This is a genomic window from Pseudoalteromonas sp. 2CM28B (assembly GCF_023161935.1).
This window is the reverse complement of record NZ_JALNTH010000061.1, coordinates 1-18,391: the sequence shown is the minus strand read 5'-3', so window position 1 is coordinate 18,391 and position 18,391 is coordinate 1. Positions and strand designations below refer to the sequence as shown.

Annotated in this window: 13 protein-coding genes, 3 tRNA genes and 2 pseudogenes; 7 read left to right on the top strand and 11 right to left on the bottom strand. The window is 41.0% G+C overall.

The genetic code is table 11. The features are described from left to right. Positions 1-27: 27 nt before the first annotated feature. Positions 28-1,217 (top strand): annotated as a pseudogene (locus MTN96_RS35135) (EAL domain-containing protein). Here the strand turns inward: MTN96_RS35135 and MTN96_RS35130 are convergent. Next, complete coding sequence (locus MTN96_RS35130; protein WP_036980883.1) at positions 1,214-2,281, bottom strand: hemolysin family protein; 1,068 nt, start codon at positions 2,279-2,281, stop codon at positions 1,214-1,216. The pseudogene MTN96_RS35135 and the gene MTN96_RS35130 sit on opposite strands and share 4 nt — an antisense overlap. 84 nt (positions 2,282-2,365) lie before the next feature. Here MTN96_RS35130 and MTN96_RS35125 point away from each other — a divergent pair, with 84 nt between their 5' ends. Then, positions 2,366-4,858 carry a S9 family peptidase gene (locus MTN96_RS35125; protein ID WP_248534592.1) on the top strand — a complete coding sequence of 831 codons (2,493 nt, stop codon included), beginning with the start codon at positions 2,366-2,368 and terminating at the stop codon, positions 4,856-4,858. Positions 4,859-5,022: 164 nt separating this feature from the next. Next, a complete protein-coding gene (locus tag MTN96_RS35120) occupies positions 5,023-5,727 on the top strand; it encodes a response regulator transcription factor (RefSeq protein WP_013463763.1) in 705 nt (234 codons plus the stop codon). Here MTN96_RS35120 and MTN96_RS35115 read toward each other — a convergent pair. The 7 genes from MTN96_RS35115 to nudE form a co-directional block, all read right to left on the bottom strand. Beyond that, positions 5,724-7,235: a YifB family Mg chelatase-like AAA ATPase gene (locus MTN96_RS35115; RefSeq protein ID WP_036980878.1), complete on the bottom strand. Its 1,512-nt coding sequence runs from the start codon at positions 7,233-7,235 to the stop codon at positions 5,724-5,726. The genes MTN96_RS35120 and MTN96_RS35115 overlap by 4 nt on opposite strands. 34 nt (positions 7,236-7,269) lie before the next feature. After that, entirely contained in the window at positions 7,270-7,884 is a 615-nt protein-coding gene (locus tag MTN96_RS35110) for a trimeric intracellular cation channel family protein (RefSeq protein WP_024601286.1), read from the bottom strand. Positions 7,885-8,216: 332 nt separating this feature from the next. Further along, a tRNA-Met gene (locus MTN96_RS35105) sits at positions 8,217-8,293 on the bottom strand. A gap of 67 nt (positions 8,294-8,360) precedes the next feature. Then, positions 8,361-8,437 (bottom strand) — tRNA-Met (locus MTN96_RS35100). Between the two features lie 82 nt (positions 8,438-8,519). Further along, positions 8,520-8,596, bottom strand: a tRNA-Met gene (locus MTN96_RS35095). 141 nt (positions 8,597-8,737) lie between these two features. Beyond that, on the bottom strand, positions 8,738-9,535 hold the full coding sequence (cysQ, locus tag MTN96_RS35090) for a 3'(2'),5'-bisphosphate nucleotidase CysQ (protein WP_036980876.1): 798 nt from the start codon (positions 9,533-9,535) through the stop codon (positions 8,738-8,740). Then, positions 9,528-10,100: an ADP compounds hydrolase NudE gene (gene nudE, locus MTN96_RS35085; protein WP_024601288.1), complete on the bottom strand. Its 573-nt coding sequence runs from the start codon at positions 10,098-10,100 to the stop codon at positions 9,528-9,530. Before nudE ends, cysQ begins: the two co-directional genes overlap by 8 nt. A 286-nt stretch (positions 10,101-10,386) precedes the next feature. Between nudE and yrfG the strand changes: the two genes are divergently transcribed. Next, on the top strand, positions 10,387-11,034 hold the full coding sequence (gene yrfG, locus MTN96_RS35080; protein WP_036980875.1) for a GMP/IMP nucleotidase: 648 nt from the start codon (positions 10,387-10,389) through the stop codon (positions 11,032-11,034). On the opposite strand, the gene MTN96_RS35075 is transcribed toward yrfG, so the two are convergent. The 3 genes from MTN96_RS35075 to MTN96_RS35065 form a co-directional block, all read right to left on the bottom strand. Next, a complete protein-coding gene (locus MTN96_RS35075) occupies positions 11,027-11,647 on the bottom strand; it encodes a dUTP diphosphatase (RefSeq protein WP_036980873.1) in 621 nt (206 codons plus the stop codon). The two genes, yrfG and MTN96_RS35075, sit on opposite strands and share 8 nt — an antisense overlap. A gap of 52 nt (positions 11,648-11,699) precedes the next feature. Beyond that, positions 11,700-12,068: a YacL family protein gene (locus tag MTN96_RS35070; protein ID WP_036980872.1), complete on the bottom strand. Its 369-nt coding sequence runs from the start codon at positions 12,066-12,068 to the stop codon at positions 11,700-11,702. A 112-nt stretch (positions 12,069-12,180) separates the two neighbouring features. Continuing rightward, a complete protein-coding gene (locus MTN96_RS35065; protein ID WP_013463755.1) occupies positions 12,181-12,405 on the bottom strand; it encodes a hypothetical protein in 225 nt (74 codons plus the stop codon). A 315-nt stretch (positions 12,406-12,720) separates the two neighbouring features. Between MTN96_RS35065 and uvrD the strand changes: the two genes are divergently transcribed. From uvrD to MTN96_RS35050, 3 genes and pseudogenes are all read left to right on the top strand, one after another. Next, the gene (uvrD, locus tag MTN96_RS35060; RefSeq protein WP_214553450.1) at positions 12,721-14,886 is read left to right on the top strand and encodes a DNA helicase II; all 2,166 of its coding nucleotides are present in this window, start codon (positions 12,721-12,723) and stop codon (positions 14,884-14,886) included. After that, positions 14,864-16,954 carry a GNAT family N-acetyltransferase gene (locus MTN96_RS35055; protein WP_248534590.1) on the top strand — a complete coding sequence of 697 codons (2,091 nt, stop codon included), beginning with the start codon at positions 14,864-14,866 and terminating at the stop codon, positions 16,952-16,954. Before uvrD ends, MTN96_RS35055 begins: the two co-directional genes overlap by 23 nt. Next, positions 16,923-18,094: pseudogene (locus MTN96_RS35050) on the top strand (ABC transporter substrate-binding protein). Before MTN96_RS35055 ends, MTN96_RS35050 begins: the two are co-directional and overlap by 32 nt. The last annotated feature ends 297 nt before the right edge of the window (positions 18,095-18,391 follow it).

Genomic DNA, 18,391 nt, shown 5'->3' with positions numbered 1-18,391 from the left:
AGTAAGCTACAACTACCAAGGACACCAATGCGAACTCAATTGCCAAACATACTCGTTGTTGATGACTCAAAAGCCATTTTAATTGTTATGAAAGCGATTTTTAATGAGCTCGAAATGCCAGAAGTCACCACTTGCTTAAGCGCAGTTACAGCATTAGAGAAAGTAAAGCCTGATATAAACTATTTTGATGCCATATTTACCGATCTTAATATGCCAGAAATGGATGGCATGGAGCTGTTCCGTTACTTAGGTGAAATAGGCTATTGCGGTGCAGTTGTTATTATTTCTGAAATGGACCCTAAAATAATCAGCCTAGCCGCTGACCTCGCTAAACAGCACAATGTGCATTTAATTGGCAACCTATCTAAGCCTGTGCAACTCAGTCAGGTAAATACGTTACTTACCAAAATCGCTCAGTTAAACAGCACACACTTGTAAAAGAGCGCCCAATCACTAAAGAAAAACTAATTAACGCATTAAAAAATAATGAAATAACACCTTACTATAAACCTAAACAAAGTGTGGAAGTGCTGGCTCGCATTGTATCAAGTAAAGACGAGCGAGTTATTTTACCAAGCCGTTTTATCAGCCTGGCTGAGCAATGCGATTTAATCAATGACATTACGTTTACGCTATTTGAAAAAGCCTGTAGGGACATCAAGCAACTAAAAGAGCAGCTGGGTACAAATTTGAAATTGTCATTTAACTTATCGCCGTGTCAGTTAGATGATTTAAACAGCCCCAATAAGTTATTACAGCTTCTACAAAAACATGATGTTTTACCCAGTGATGTGGTGCTTGAAATAACCGAGCAGCATGCCCTTTCAAGCTACACTCAACTCGAAACCTTAAATAGATTAAGAATATTCGGCTTTGGTATTTCACTCGATGACTTTGGCACTGGTTTTACTAATATTAACCAACTCAAACAGCTGCCATTTACAGAAGTAAAAATAGATCGCTCGTTTATTAGCCACATAGAAACCGATAAGTTTTCTCAAGTGGTAGTCAGCTCACTAATTAATATGACAACCCAAGAGCAGCTTGAGCTAGTGGCCGAAGGCGTTGAACGCCCCGAAGAGCTGGCTTACCTCAAGCATTATCAAACAAATTTAGCTATACAGGGCTTTTTATTTAGTTGCCCAAAGGCAAAAACTGAATTTATCTCGTGGGCACAACACTGGATAAAAACAGCTGCTAAAACAAAAAACAGCTAACGAGATTCATTATCGTCGGCGCTGACGATATGCTCACTATCAGCTAAACGCTGGTGCCAACGCTGCTTTGCTACGGCGCGCATATTGGTTGATTGATCTCGCTCATCCACTATTTCTAAGCCCATTAACGCTTCTATCATATCCTCGAGCGTTACAATTCCTTGCACATCACCGTATTCGTCAATCACTAAGCAAATGTGGGTACGTTGGGTGAGCAATGTTTGTAATAACGACGATACGTTTTGGGTGCTCGGTACCGTATAGATAGGTTTAACTAACTTACTAATTTTGTAATCTGTGCCTAACCGATGATATGCCAACATAATATCGTTTTTATGTACAAAGCCTATGATATCGTCAGCGTCTTTGTCATAAATTAGCACTCGAGAGAATGACGACGAACCGTGTTCACTCAAGTATTGATTAACGGTAAGATCTTTATGGATTTTAAAAATGACCGTACGCGGTGTCATTAAATCGGTTAGTTTTGCATGCCTAAAGTGCAGCAAATTACGAATGATTTCTGATTCATCAGCATGAAGCGCCCCAGACTCACTGCCAATGTCGGCCATTGCTTCTATTTCTTGGCGAATATAATAGGCCTCATTATGCTTTTGACCCATCAAATTAGTTAGCTTTTGTGCTGCCCAAACAAAAGGCTTAAGGACTAGTACCAAAATACGTAAACCATAAGTCACACTAGGCGTTAAAGCACGCCAATAATTAGCCCCCAGCGTTTTAGGAATAATTTCAGATAACACCAGTACCAATAAAGTCATAATCGCAGACGCAATCCCCACAGCCGCATCTGAAAACACCACGGCAGCCTGTGCGCCCACGCCCGCAGCACCGGCAGTATGTGCAACAGTATTAAGTGTTAAAATAGCCGCTAATGGCTGATCGATATTACTTTTTAGCTTCTCTAGTTGCTTAGCCAGTACTGGCCGCTCTTTACGAAGCAGCGCAACATAACTAGGTGAAATGCTCAATAGCACCGCCTCCATTATTGAACACAAAAACGAAATCACAATCGCTGTAACCATGTAAACGATTAATAGTGTCACTTTTTTTCCTCTAAATTGGATATATGAGCATCATAACAATACATGCTATATTTGGCCAAATACCCAATAATAATAGGCATAACAATGAATTTAAGCGCACCTTGGCATCGTTACGCAAAACGTTTTACTTACTTAGCAACCCTGCTAACATTAAGTAGTTTGAGTATAACGACCTTAGCCGCCCCACTCGATCAATCAAAAATCCAGTTTATCGGGCCTCTTGCAGAAGACATGCAAGCAAAGCCATTTCAAACACCGTATGGCGACGTGATTATCAGTAATCTGCTTGCACAACTTGAATCAAATAAAGAAAGCTTTGTTGTGTTTGGTAAAAAGCACAAGTGGCAACCACTTGATAAAATTAACGCGCTTACTTTAGGCGGTTTACAAGCACTTAAATTTAATATTGAAACTAACCGATTTACTCAAGGCTCCTTAAACATTAAAGGAATAGAGCAAGGCCAGGTTTTTATTAACGGTGAGAAACAAAGTGGTGAAAACCAACGCTATCAGCTTGCTTTAAATAACGGCTCACACACCGTTATTGTCATTGCTCAACAGGTTGCTAATTGGAATGATGTCACCTTAGAGTTTGTGCCAAAAGCAGACACTGATGTTGTCACCCTAACCACCAATAAAACCAAGCGCTTATCGGCTAAGCAATTGTTTGACGCCCCAACTATTAGCAGCTTGTCTTTGTCACCTGATGCTAAGCATTACTTAAGTACAACAAAGCGTTACAGCGATAAAACAGGCAACGACGCCATTACCACAACCGAGCTTAAAAATACTAATAACCAAACGGTATACCGATTTGAAGAAGCGCAGCCTAGCCAATTCACTTGGAGTCCTGATAATCAATTTTTAGTCTATTTACTCAACGGCGAGTTAAAGCAGTTAAACCGTAAAACTTTCGCTATAAAAACCTTAGCCTCAGGCCTTGAGGGGGCAAGCAACTTTAGCTATTACAACGATAATAGTATTCTTTTTAGCTGGTCCAAATCACCTGAAGAAACCAATAGCCTCACTAAACATCATAAAGGCTTGCAAGACCGTTGGTCTTACGCCCGTACGGTTAGCCAATTATATTTACTCGATACCCAAAGTGGTTTAACCAAAGCCCTGACCGAAGGCGTATTAAGCCATCAACTTGAAGATGCTAATAGCAACCGTGGAAAACTATTAATGAGTCGTCCAGTAATGGCCATGCAAGCCTCAACCCATCCAGAGACTGAGCTGGTTGAACTTACATTAAAATCCAACAGCATAAAATCGTTAGGTAAGTTTAAAACCTTTAATCAAGCGAAATATACCGCAAACAATATTTATGTTGTTGCAGGCCCTGATTTTAAAAATGGCGCAGGCAGAGTACTACCGCAAACCATGCTGGCGAATAATTATGATGGCCAGCTGTATTTACTAACCGATAACGCTAAAAAAGTAACGGCGTTAAGTAAACAATTTGACCCTGCGATTGGCACATTGGAAGTACTAAGCAATGGCGATGCATTAATCAAAGTGACAGAAAAAGACACCCAACCACTGTATTTATATGATCTTAGTAAACAACGCTTTAAAAAGTTAGATACAGGGTTTGATATTGTAGAACAGTTTAGTTTTTCAAATACTCGCAATACCCAGCTACTGCTCTCTGGCAGTAATGCTTCAAGCGCCCAACAACTCAAGCGCTTTGACGTAAGCAAAAATAAAGTGGAGTTAATCTGGGATTCAAACCCGATTGCATATGCCAATACCACGATTCCTAAGCTTGAAGAATTTAACTTTACCAATAAGCGTGGCGTAGAAATATCTGGTCGTGTTTACTTGCCAAGTAATATTGATAAAACTAAAAAGCACCCTGCTCTGGTCTATTACTATGGTGGCACCTCACCTGTGACTCGTGGATTTACAGGACGTTACCCTTTTAATTTATGGGCAGCGAACGGCTATGTGGTTTATGTGGTACAGCCAACTGGTGCAACGGGCTTTGGACAAGCGTTTTCAGCGCAACATGTCAATGCATGGGGCGATTATACCGCCGATGACATTATGCAAGGCACAGAGGCATTTTTAGCTAAATATGATTTTGTAGACAGAAATAAAGTCGGTAATTTAGGAGCATCTTACGGTGGATTTATGACGATGCTGCTTGCTACTAAAACCGATATGTTCAGCGCGTCTATTGCTCATGCGGGAATTTCAAACTTAACTTCTTACTGGGGTGAAGGATGGTGGGGATATTTATACTCAGGCGAAGCCTCTAAAAATAGTTTCCCGTGGAATAACTCTGAACTTTATAGCCAACATAGCCCAGTGTTTCATGCCGATAAAGTGACCACGCCATTACTGCTTATTCATGGTGACAGCGATACGAATGTGCCAGTAGGTGAAAGCTTAACTATGTACACCGCGCTAAAACTGCTAAATAAAGATGTTGAAATGATTGAGTACAAAGGAGCCGATCATCAAATATTTGCACGCGATAAGCGTTTTAATTGGTGGAACACCATGTTGGCTTACTTTGATAAAGAGTTAAAAAATGAACCACAATGGTGGGATTCAATGTACGGCCAATAATCATTTAAATGCGCACTTAAAATAATTTATAAAAAGTGCGCTATATAAAAGTAATTTGATTATTCTTTTTTGTAATATAAAGTTACCGAAAAAATTAAACTCTGTGTTATGCATGTAACGAATAATGCTAACATGCAAGGCTACTATTAAAAAAATAACAGACTATGGCAATAAATGTTTTATTGGTTGAAGATGACGAGCTGCTAGTAAAGCGCATCCAAAATCATTTTATAAATACCGAGTTCTCTATTGACGTTGACGCAACGGGTGCCGATGCTTTAAGCATGGTTAAAAGCCGTGTAAATCAGCGCAGTGCTATTTCCTTGGCAATTATTGATATTGTGCTGCCAAAGCGCAATGGTTTACAACTTGCCAAAGAGTTAAATACGCTCACCGATATTGGTGTTATTTTGTTATCGAGTCGTGACTCACAAGCTGATCGTATTGCTGGTCTTGCTCAAGGTGCCGATGACTATATTTGCAAGCCTGTCGATTTACTCGAGCTTGAGTTGAGAATGCGCGCTTTATACAAACGTATTGCAAACAATCAACACGACGATGACAGTGAAGAGTTTATCGAATACGCAGATTTTAAACTCCATCCAGATAACCGCACACTCATTACAGCCAGTGGGATTGAATCACGGCTCACCGAGGCAGAGCATAAAGTGCTTATTTGTTTAATTGGCAATGCCGGTAAAGCCACTTCACGTGAAAAAATATCAGAAGAAATTGGCCAGCCTGATTGGAGCCCCAACGATCGTACTGTAGACGTGTTAGTGGGTCGTTTACGTAAAAAGCTTAACGATGAGAAAGATCAAAAACGCATCGTCACCGTGCGTGGTAAAGGCTATATGCTATCTATTTAGTATTGGGTTAACTGCGATAATAAACGCTCAAATGCCCGATAATTAAGTGCTTCTTTAAGCTCATTTAAACTAATTTGTGGCGCACCCTTTAAATCACTAATGGTACGCGCTACTTTTATCACTCTATGATAAGAGCGCGGCGATAACGCCAGCTTTTCACTTGCTCTAGCTAAAAACTGTAGCTCCGCAGCGGGTAACTCGCAGTATAAGCTCATTTCTTTGTTATTTAGCCGCGCATTCACTTTACCTTGGCGTTTTAATTGTATTGCATAAGCCGCTTCTACTCGCGCTCTCACTTCAGCACTGGTTTCTTCTGCAGTCGTACTTTGTAGCTCCACGCTGCTTAGTCTAGGGAGCTCAATTTGCAAATCAATTCTATCGATAAACGGTCCCGATACCCGCGATAAATAACGCATCACTTGATCAGGGGTCGCCCGTTTATCATGATGGCACCCAGTCGGGCTGGGATTAAGTGCTGCAATAAGCTGAAACTGTGCCGGAAATTCCATTTGTCTTGCCGCGCGCGAAATCGTCACGGTTCCGGTTTCCATTGGTTCTCGTAACGAGTCCAGTACTTTGCGCTCAAATTCAGGCAGCTCATCTAAAAATAATACACCATTGTGCGCTAACGATATTTCACCGGGTTTAGGGTTAGACGAACCGCCTACCAACGCAACGGCAGAGCAAGTGTGATGAGGATTTCGAAATGGTCGCTGACGCCAATTGGTTAAATCGATTGAGTGGCCAATAATGGAATACAAAGCGGCAGTATCAATGGCTTCATCATCTGACATGGTTGGCATTATTGTAGACATTCGTTGCGCAAGCATTGATTTACCGGTTCCTGGTGGTCCTAAAAATAGTAGGTTATGTCCACCTGCGGCAGCAATTTCTAATACACGTTTAGCACCAGGTTGGCCTTTTACATCACTTAAATCGAGTAAAAAGTCTGGCGCTTGGGTACAGTCAGGGTAGGTAATATTCAATGGTAAAGGTTGTTGGTTGAGTAAGTCTCCCCACACCTCTTGTATAGAGCTTACCGCTTTTCGTTTTACACCGCTGACAAGGCTGGCCAAACTATCGTTTTCAAGAGGAAGAAAACAGCAACGGTTTTGCTCTTTAGCTCCAAGCACTGAGGGTAAAATAGCATTTACTGCACGTATTTCACCATTAAGTGCAAGCTCACCATAAAACTCATACTTATGAATATCAGGGCAGACTATTTGTCCCGATGCGACCAAAATGCCTACCGCAATCGCAAGGTCAAACCGCCCGCCGTCTTTTGGTAAATCGGCGGGTGCTAAATTAACGGTGATACGTTGATCGGGAAATCCAAATTGAGAGTTTTCAAGGGCGCTGCGTACTCTATCCTTGGCCTCTTTAACCGATGCTTCGGGTAAGCCGACAATATGAAATGCAGGTAAACCATTCCCTAAATGCACTTCAACCATAACCTCGGGGGCATTAATTCCTACTTGTGCGCGAGAAAATATACGGGCTAACGACATTCCTTATCCTAGTTAACTGCTATATTAAACCAGTTTAGTCAGGATATTTAAAAACATGTAATATAATCTTCCATTTAATGGCCGAAAAGCGCAGCAATAAGGTCATTAACATACTCAAGATCATCGCCACTTCCACCGTTAAAGATAGGTTTATAGCTAACGTATACACGATACCACCAGCAATACAGGTAATAGCATAGAGCTCACCTTTGAGCAGCATAGGAATATCGCGGGCAAGCACATCGCGAATCAATCCACCAAAACAGGGGGTGATCACCGCCATAATAATAACCGTCATATCAGGCATACCGGCCAATTGCGCTTTTTGTGCTCCCATTACCGCAAAAAAGGCTAAACCAAATGCATCGGCTGTTTGTAAAACATAATAAGGAATCGATTTTTGTTTATTGATCAGTCGTGTTGTAACAAGCACTGCTGCTAAAATAGCATAGAAGTAGCTTTGATCGTGTAACCAAAATACGGGTTGATCGAGTATCACATCGCGAACAGTACCGCCACCAATAGCCGTAACGGTTGCAAGCACAACCACACCAAAGCCATCCATTTTCTTTTCATAGGCAACCAAGGTGCCCGATATAGCAAATACCGCTACGCCAATTAAATCAAACCAGTGATAGAGTTCAGTCATAATTTTTATTACAAAAAGTTTTAAAGAGTTTAACGCATAGCATACTAAATATTCAGCAATAACACTTTCAAAAAGTAGAATTAGAAAAGAACAGTAGGTATACGCGTTAAAAATAGCGTGAGGGAATATGAATTTTAGGCATAAAAAAACACGCTTTAGGCGTGCTGCTTTACTATAACTGTTTATTTCAGTGGTTGCGGGAGCCGGATTTGAACCGACGACCTTTGCTGGCTAATGAAGAGCTGAGACCGACGAGCTACCCATTTCACTGAATTTTAAGCATAAAAAAACACGCTTTAGGCGTGTCGATTTAATAAAACATGTTATTTCAGTGGTTGCGGGAGCCGGATTTGAACCAACGACCTTCGGGTTATGAGCCCGACGAGCTACCAGACTGCTCCATCCCGCGCCTGAAATTGCAGATTTGTTTATAGTTGCTTACATTACAACTTGGCTTCCAATCCTCTAAAGGAAATTGGTTGCGGGAGCCGGATTTGAACCGACGACCTTCGGGTTATGAGCCCGACGAGCTACCAGGCTGCTCCATCCCGCGCCTATATATTTTAAGTCTATCGACTACTTAATTTAATCTCTTAAGTTAGAGTTTACAGTAACCTCAAACCTCTAAAGGAAATTGGTTGCGGGAGCCGGATTTGAACCGACGACCTTCGGGTTATGAGCCCGACGAGCTACCAGGCTGCTCCATCCCGCGCCTGTAATTTCTTTGTAACAGTATCGTGTTATTCACAAGCCTGTTTCGAAGAGAGCGCTATAATATAGGAATAAACCTATAATGCAAGGTTTTACTAATTAAAAACGTTTAAGTGAACAAAAACCCATCAAAAGGCGGTTATTACACTAATCGCTGATGTGGGTTTATCATTTTTTGCCATTCCCAATCGGGATGCCCCATAACAATAAAGTCTGGGTTTTCTGTGCTTTCCCTTTGGTTATAGGTCAGAGGGTTAAACTCAGCATCGGTAATACACCCCCCCGCCTCTTCAACTATTACTTGTGATGCGCCAGTGTCCCATTCACCAGTGGGACCAATTCTTAAAAAGCAGTCAGCTTTACCTTCAGCAACAATACAAGCTTTAAGCGAACATGAGCCTAAAGCCACCGTTGCAAATTGCGCATTTAAATACTGACTCACGGCTTCTATTTTTTGGCGGCGACTTACAGCCAAAGTTAAACTTTCGGGAGGCGCTACAAATATTTGTTTATCATGCTCGCCTTTACGCTTAAACGCCCCATTATTAGCGGTAGCAAAATAGGTCACGTCTTTTGCTGGCCAATGAATCACTCCCAATACAGGATGATTATTTTCTATCAGCGCAATATTAACGGCAAAGTCGCCGCTTTCTAATATAAATTCACCGGTGCCATCCATCGGATCAAGCAGCCAATAGCGTTGCCAGTGCTGCCTGTCTTCCAATGCTGGGATCGGCGTCTCTTCTGACATAATAGGAATATCGGGAGCTAGCGCTTTTAAGCCAGCAACAAGTACATCGTTTGCGGCTAAATCTGCTTTAGTAACTGGCGTACTGTCTGATTTTTCTTGTTGACCAATATCATCTTTTTTATAAATAGCCATAATTGCATCACCTGCACTTTGGGCAAGTGTTATGCATGGTTCAAGTAATTTATCCATTAGTCGCTCCTGAGGCTAAGTACTTATCTAATAATAGCAGAGCGGCAACACTACGTGCTTCAGTAAAGTCAGGTTGTTCTAATAGCGACTGCCACTGCGCAAGTGGCCATTTAACAAGCACTAATGGCTCTGGCTCATCACCTAATAGGGTTTCAGGGTATAAATCTTTAGCAAAGAGGATATGCATAGTGGCATTGAAATAACTAGGCGCCATAGTGACCGTTTTAAGTGCTTCAAAGTATTCTGCACCAAAGCCAATTTCTTCTTTGAGCTCTCGGTTTGCCGCTTGCTCAGGTGTTTCACCGGGGTCAATTAATCCTTTAGGGAAACCTAACTGATAGTCATTGGTGCCGGCGCAATACTCTCGAACGAGTAGTAGTTCGTTTTCAGCTGTGATGGGTACAATCATAACGGCTCCACGGCCACCGCCGCGAATTCGTTCATACTGACGCTCTTCGTCATTTGAAAATTTTAGTTCTAAAGACTCCACAGTAAATAAGCGACTTTTAGCGACAACATTATTACTGAGAATTTGTGGTGGTGTTGGGTGCTTTTTCTGTGTCATGGGCATCAATTTGCTATCATTGCAGTTATACTAATCATATACCCAAATGAGTATAAGATGCGAGTTTCAGTTTGAATTAAAAGCAATTTAAATGCAGAGTTAATCATAAAATATCTTACCCGTAGTTAAGGTTAAATATTTATCTGCCGTTATTGAATTCGCCCTTAATATTTCATCATTGGGTATATGTTTTTAGAGTTCAATTAACAGAGCCCATTATATTTCGCTTGCAAGCATTCCATCGCAACGTAATCATTTAACGCCTCAATTTCCACAAGGATATATCATGCTCAATTGGTCAAAAATCGATACTGTATTACTCGACATGGACGGGACTTTACTTGATTTACATTACGACACTGACTTTTGGCTCAATGTTGTTCCACAACAACATGCTCTGGCTCAAAATATCAGTTTTGAGGAAGCCCGCGCAGATATCTTAAAACGCTATCAGGCTGTGAGTGGCAAAATTCAGTGGTACTGCTCTGACTATTGGGAAGCACAGCTAAACTTACCTATTCTCGAATTAAAGCGTCAATCTGCACATTTAATTAAAATACGTGAAGATGTTCCGCATTTTTTAACTGAACTTCGACGTGCAGGTAAAGAACTCATTTTACTTACCAATGCTCATCCAGAATGCGTGATGCTTAAATTTGAACATACCGCCATTGATAACTACTTAGATGGGGTAATATCAACGCATGAATATGGGGTAAGTAAAGAGCAACAAAGTTTGTGGCATAAGGTTCAAGGGGATTTAGGGTTTGATAAACGCCGCACATTATTTGTAGATGACAGCTTACCGGTATTAAATGCCGCACGAGAATACGGCATTGAGCATTTACTTGCGGTTGCTAACCCTAATAGCCAGCAACCGCATAATGTAATAGCCGATTACTTAAGCGTCACCGATTACCGTAAGCTTATTTAGGGTAACGCGCTACTAGGCCTTGATATACCTGTTTTGCAAAATCTACATGCTCAGTATCAAGGCTTTTAACTACTTCAACTAAGTGTTCGTTATCTTCTTTGCCATGCCACACTTTAATGTAGCTACCCTCTTTGTAACCATGATCCTGACGGAAGAAGTTCAGCGTATTTTTACCCACATAGCCACGATATAAATCATCAATATCCATACCGATTTGTGCCATACAACCGGCAAAAGCAGCCGCATTAAAGGTTTTATTGGCAACCGCACTGGCCGCTAATAGCTCAAGGGTTTGTTTGAAGTCATCACCTTGTTGTGGGGCGCTCATTTGAGTTTGTAGCTGCGTAGCGATTTGCTCGTAGCTGGTCTTACCGTCGATACGTAGCGATAAACCAAAATGAAAAATATCAACCAGCTCTAAAATTACTTGTTCAGTATCTGGCGTTTGTTTTTTCCACCATTTCCAACCGTAATGATCCAGCATTTCTGCACATTCAACCCAAATAGCTCTATACCACTCAAAGCCTTGACTAAACCATTGCTCATGTACTTTGGTATTCATGGCATTTTGCATTTCTAGCATAACAACTAGTTTGTTTAAATTCGCAGACATACTGGTTCCACTGTTGGATTTATAATTAGGGTAATAATACAGATAATATAACTTAACGACCAGCCGAAAACTCATGCCATGAGTTGATCAGGTCAACAAAGTCTTCAAAACCACAACCACTGCTTAAATCATTCTCTTCCAGCATGAGTTCATCATCTTGGTAGGCTAATATATCTTCGTTATCTTGATGCAGCGCATGCGCTTCGAATAATGCTTCATCTTTAGAAAGAATTAGGTCAATTTCGTGGCCTTTAAGTGTTAACGGTTCAAAGCTTGAACTCACCGAGCTAATAAGTGCTTGTACCATCGCGACTTTTTCTTTGCCAATTTCTTCGTTTAACCAGCGGCCAATTAGGGCATGCTCGCTGCTTATTTTAATGCGTAGCCCGCTAATAGGGTCACGTATAAATTGATATTCCATAACTTTATTCCAGTACTGCCAATGCAACAGATTATAACCTAATCAGCTATGAATAATGAAAGCCAGATACAAAAATAGCGCCATAAGGCGCTATTTAGCATCATCAATTTAGCTAACCGCCTGAGCGATAGCGTGCAGCATCAATAATTGCCCATAAATGGAACACGGCACCGATTACGGCTGGAACAACTAAAAACCATAGCGCATAACCGCCAAAAACCAGAATTGCAAAAACAAGTGCCGCTAAAATACGGCCCTGCACCAACTGCCCTAAACCGGGGAAGAAAATATTACATAATGCTGCGATTACGTTACCGCCAGAACCTTGTTGAGACATACTCACCTCTGTAGTTTAATTAATTTTGTATTTGTACTTATTATTTATACTTACACACTTTATGCCAATTTATTAAAGCTTACAAATCATGTAGTTAAATTATTACGAATTTATCAGTTTAGTATTTTTTGCCAAAAATAGGTCAAATTAGCAATTTTAAATAGGTATTTTAATTACTTGCTCAGTTTATACTGTTAACTATTCAACAACTTAAATACGTATTTTATAAATAGCTGTTTATAAAAACAGTATTTTATTTAGCCTAACAAAAACACCTGTTATACTGCCCCCATTATTGATTGAAAAGGCGTAACGATGGACGTTTCTGAATTACTCGATGGCTTAAATGACAAACAACGCGATGCCGTTGCAGCCCCACTACAAAACATGCTGGTATTAGCAGGTGCTGGTTCGGGTAAAACACGTGTTTTAGTTCATCGTATCGCGTGGTTAATGCAGGTTGAGCAAGCTTCTGCTTATAGTATTTTTGCGGTTACCTTTACTAATAAAGCCGCTAAAGAAATGCGCACGCGAGTAGAAGAAACCTTAAAAGCACCAGTCGGTGGTATGTGGATTGGTACATTCCATGGTTTATCACATCGTATTTTGCGCGCTCATCACCGTGAAGCAAACCTACCAGAAGCCTTTCAAATTTTAGATTCTGATGATCAGCTAAGAATGATCAAGCGCCTATTAAAATCAATGAATATTGATGACAAAAAATGGCCTGCTAAACAGTTTGGTTGGTATATAAGCGCTAAAAAAGATGAAGCTCTGCGCCCTAAAGATATTCAGGCATACGATATTAACGAGCAAATGATGCTGCGTGTTTACGCGGCCTATCAAGAAGCTTGTGATAGAGCGGGCCTAGTTGATTTTGCAGAAATATTACTACGTAGCTATGAGGTTCTTAAAAATAACCCAACCTTGCTGCGTCATTATCAGCAGCGCTTTGCGCACATGCTTGTAGACGAGTTTCAAGATACCAACACCATTCAATATGCGTGGTTAAAACTACTTGCGGGCGATACCAGCAGTATCATGATTGTAGGCGATGATGACCAAAGTATTTATGGTTGGCGCGGCGCAAAAATAGAAAACATTAAGCGCTTTTTAACTGATTTTGACGCAGAGACGATTCGCCTTGAGCAAAACTATCGCTCGACTGCCACTATTCTTAAAGCCTCAAACGCGTTAATTCAAAATAACTCCGAGCGAATGGGTAAAAGTTTATGGACCGACGGTAACGACGGTGAACCTATCTCTATTTATGCTGCTTTTAATGAGCTAGATGAAGCGCGCTTTGTGAGTAGCAAATTACGTAGCTGGCTTAATGCAGGTAACGCACTACAAGATGCGGCTATTTTATATCGTAGTAATGCGCAATCACGGGTACTTGAAGAAGCGATGCTACAAGAAGGTTTAAAATACCGAATTTATGGCGGTATGCGATTCTTCGAACGCCAAGAAATTAAAGATGCTCTTTCATACTTACGCTTAGTGGGTAACCGCCAAGATGATGCGGCATTTGAGCGTGTTATTAATACGCCCGCCCGCGGCATTGGCGATAAAACATTAAGCCATATACGTGACTGCGCTCGCGCTGAATCTTTGCCGCTTTGGTATGCTGCTAAAGCCATTGTAGAGCAACAGCATTTATCGGGTCGCGCTTCTGGAGCTGTTGCCAAGTTTGTTGAGTTAATTGAACATATTGAAGATAAAATTAGTGACTTAACGCTGCACGAGCAGGCTAAATATGCCATTCAAACCTCAGGGTTAATGGCAATGTATCAGGCTGAAAAAGGTGAAAAAGGCCGTGCTCGGGTTGAAAACTTAGAAGAATTAATTAGCGCCTGCGATCAATATGAACTCCCTGAAGAGGAAGAATTTAGTTCACCACTACAAGGCTTTTTAGCCTACACCTCGCTTGAATCAGGTGAAGGGCAAGCTGATGAACATGAAGATGCGGTACAAATGATGACGCTTCACTCAGCTAAAGGCTTAGAGTTTCCGCTGGTATTTATGGTCGGTGTTGAAGAGGGCATGTTCCCATCACAACAAAGTAATGAAGAAACGGGCCGTTTAGAAGAAGAACGCCGTCTTTGTTATGTAGGTATGACCCGTGCTATGGATAAACTGTATATAAGCCACGCAGAAAGCCGCCGTTTATATGGTCAAGAAAAATACCACAGCCCATCGCGTTTTTTACGTGAAATACCCGAAGACTGCGTAGAAGAAATTCGCATTAAAACACAAGTCTCAAGACCGCCTGCTGCAGGGCGCTTTAGTGCATCAGTAAGCCATGCGGCATTTGAGGAAAGCGGGTTTAACTTAGGTCAACGCGTACTGCACGCTAAATTTGGTATAGGCACGGTGCTTAATTACGAAGGCAGCGGCGCACAATCGCGTGTACAGGTTAACTTTGACGACTTAGGTAGTAAGTGGTTAGTAACAGCTTATGCAAGACTACAAGCCGTTTAACCGCGTTATAAAGCATCTGCAACAGCAGCTAACGAATGCTAAACATCGTCAGTTACTGTTGCTTACAGGCGATAAAAATTGGTGTTATGAGCAATGCACTCAGCTGCTTGCTCAATTACAGCAACCCTCTTTTGTTCTTTCTAAAAACACAAATTTAGTTAATGCACATTGGCCAGAGCATACCCATCAAATTTTAGGGCAAGAGTGCGCCCATGCTGTTTATGATGGCTACAGTGGACTGGTGCCAGATAAACTAGCAGCCTTGGCGGGCGTAGTTCAAGCGGGTGGCTTTTTAATTCTATTACTTCCAGCGCTCAAATCACTTGAACATTGGTGCGATCCTGCGCTGCCATTATTTCAATCATTTGGACAAGCGTATCAATACAGCTTTTTTAATCAACGTTTAAAGCACTTACTGAGCAGCGCCTCCTTATTACATTTTAATCAACAAGATGACTGGGTTACTCTTGCCGACATTGATGCCTCAGCAGGTACAATAGATTTTACCGAGCAACAACAATGTATTGAATTAATAAAAAAAACCGCACACGGACGGGCAAATAGACCATTATTGATTAATGCTGATCGGGGACGGGGGAAATCAGCGGCGTTAGGGATTGCCGCAAGCGAGCTCAGCGATAAAAAAATCCTCATCAGCTCTATGCAATTTCGCGCATTGCACAGCAGCTTTAAACATTTAGCAAACGCACTTAATTTGGAGTATCAAGCAGGCAATAAATGCATTGCAAACATGCAATATATTGCACCTGATCAACTACTTAACGAACAGCCTGAGTGTGACTTGCTATTAATTGATGAAGCGGCAGCAATCCCTGTTCCAATGCTCATAAAACTACTCCACCTTTATCCTCGCGTGGTATTTTCAAGCACCATGGTTGGCTATGAAGGCAATGGTCGCGGCTATATTCTAAAGTTTACTCGCTACATTAAAACGCATTTTAAAAATATGCGCAGTATGACTCTTGAACAGCCTATTCGCTTTGCAAAGCAGGACCCATTAGAGCAGCACATTCGCACGTTATTAGCCTTAGATGCTGAACATCACAGTCTCACCTTACACTCTACCCCTTTGCAATTTAAGCAGTTACAGGCACATCAACTTGCTAGTAACGAGCCACTACTTTATCAAGTGATTGGGTTGCTAACGCTGGCACATTATCAGACCAGTGTGAATGATTTACGCCACTTACTAGACGCCACTAAACAACATGTATTTGTTTGCCAACAAGGTGATAATATTCTCGGTGTCTGTTTAATTGCGATTGAAGGTGGATTTAATGCTGCCATGAGCAATGAAATAGCACAAGGAAAGCGTAGGCCTCAAGGTCACTTAATGGCACAAACGCTAGCACAATTGAGTTTTAATGCTGATGTTTTAAAACAACACTGCGCCCGCGTGGTGCGTATTGCCATTGATCCACAGCATCACAACAAAAAAATAGGCACACAGTTACTTAAATACTGTGAACAGCAATTGCAGAGCGAGTGTCATTGGTTTGGTGCCAGCTTTGGTGGCAATGCGCAATTACTCAGTTTTTGGCAAAGTAATGGCTTTGATTTAGTTAAACTCGGTTTTCAAAAAGATAAGGCAACGGGCGAGCACAGCGCATTAGTTGTTAAAAGCTTAACTAAAAGTGAGCAACTAGTAGAGCAATTAGTAGCACAGTTCGAAGCCGATTTCCCTTTGCAACTACTCGATCACTATAGTCAGCTTGATTATCAACTGGTCGCGAAAATTGTCTCTCATTTTAATACTCATACCGACAGTATCACTGAGCAATCAAGATTAAAGTCTATGTTAACAAGTGACTACCAGCTTTTTAATATAAAACCATTACTCTGGCGACGTTTTTGGGCATTGCCGTATAGCTTGCCAACCGATGACGATAATTTCCAATATGTTTTTATTAGGCTAGTATTACAAAATTGGACACCGAAAAATATCCAAAGTCAGTTAGGTTTGAATGGCACAAAGTCATTTAATACATTATTTAAAAAGGCTGTAAATAATTGGTATGAGCGCATTTCGCATAATAGTAAGCCTTAACATTGTCCTTATAGCATTAGTGCTTGGGCAAACTTTCGCGCGTGCCGAGCAAACCAACGACAAAGTAATTAAGCTGGGCATGTCTACTGCACTAACTGGTCCTGCTAAAAATATTGGCCAATAGTTATATAAAGGTAGCAGCGTTTATTTTGACAAAGTTAATAACGCTGGCGGTATTAATGACGCTAAGGTGCTACTTTTAGTTGCTGACGATCACTATGAACCCAAACAAACCGTTAATAATACTCGTGAGTTTATTTACACAAATAAAGTTGATGCCCTGTTTGCTGCCAAAGTACCCCAACCAGCCATGCAATTATACCTTTACTAGAGCAATCAAAAATTCCGTTCTTAATGCCTTTTAGCGGGGAGAGCTTTCTACGTGAAAAACCGTCAGTTAAAGCATTTAACTTAAGAGCAAGCTATAACGACGAAGCACAAGAACAAATCAAATACCTCGTTGAAGAGCATAAACATACTAAAATAGGGCTGTTTATACAGGCTGACGAATTTGGCTTATATGTAGAATCAGGGCTAAGAGAAGCACTCGCTAAATATAACCTTACACCGGCAATAGTTGCTCGCTACAAACGCAATAGCCAAGAAGTGGAGTCAGCACTTAATACCTTAAAATTAAGCGGAGTTACGGCAATCTGTTTAGTCGGCACTTATGAACCACTCTCTGAGTTTATTAATAGCGCCCAAAAGCAAGGGTTTAATCCTGAATATACTAGCGTTTCGTTTGTACCCAGCTTTGACTTATTTGATGAAGTAAACTCACCATCAAATATTATGGTAACGGAGATTGTTCCAAACCCACTAAATTGTAACGATAATTTTTGTACTGAGTTTTTAGCCGACATGCAAGCGAGCAACATTAAAAAACCGAGTCGTCTTCATTTTGAGGGTTATATTAACGCTATGGCATTTAGCAAAGCAGAAGATATAAAACCTCTCGATAAGTTGACTGAAATAGGCTTTGATATTGATCCACAAACAAGAAATATGATGCATGGATTAATTAAGCTAGCCGATAAACACAGCGTACTTATTGATCCAAGCGCTATATTTAAACCCAAAGAACTTCAAGCTTCTAACAACACACAAGAGCAGGAAACCGAAGCCTATGGACTGTTCTAAGCTAATTATTTGTTATAAACAACACTTAATAACAAAAGTTCGGTTAGTAGGCTTTAAGTGTACTAGCTTTAGGCGCTTATTATTTTCCTTTTAACTGATGCCTTTTACCTTTCAGCTGCATTTTCACTTTCCTGCATACGTAAAAAAGCCCGACTATTGCTAGTCGGGCTTTCTCTTATTTGGAGTCGGTGCGCTACTTCGTAGCGACAACGCAGTAGAGTGTCGTGGTGCCCACAGCGGTAGAGAGCCACATAGCAAATGTATAGAGTCGGCATTAGGCGCTTATTATTTTCCTTT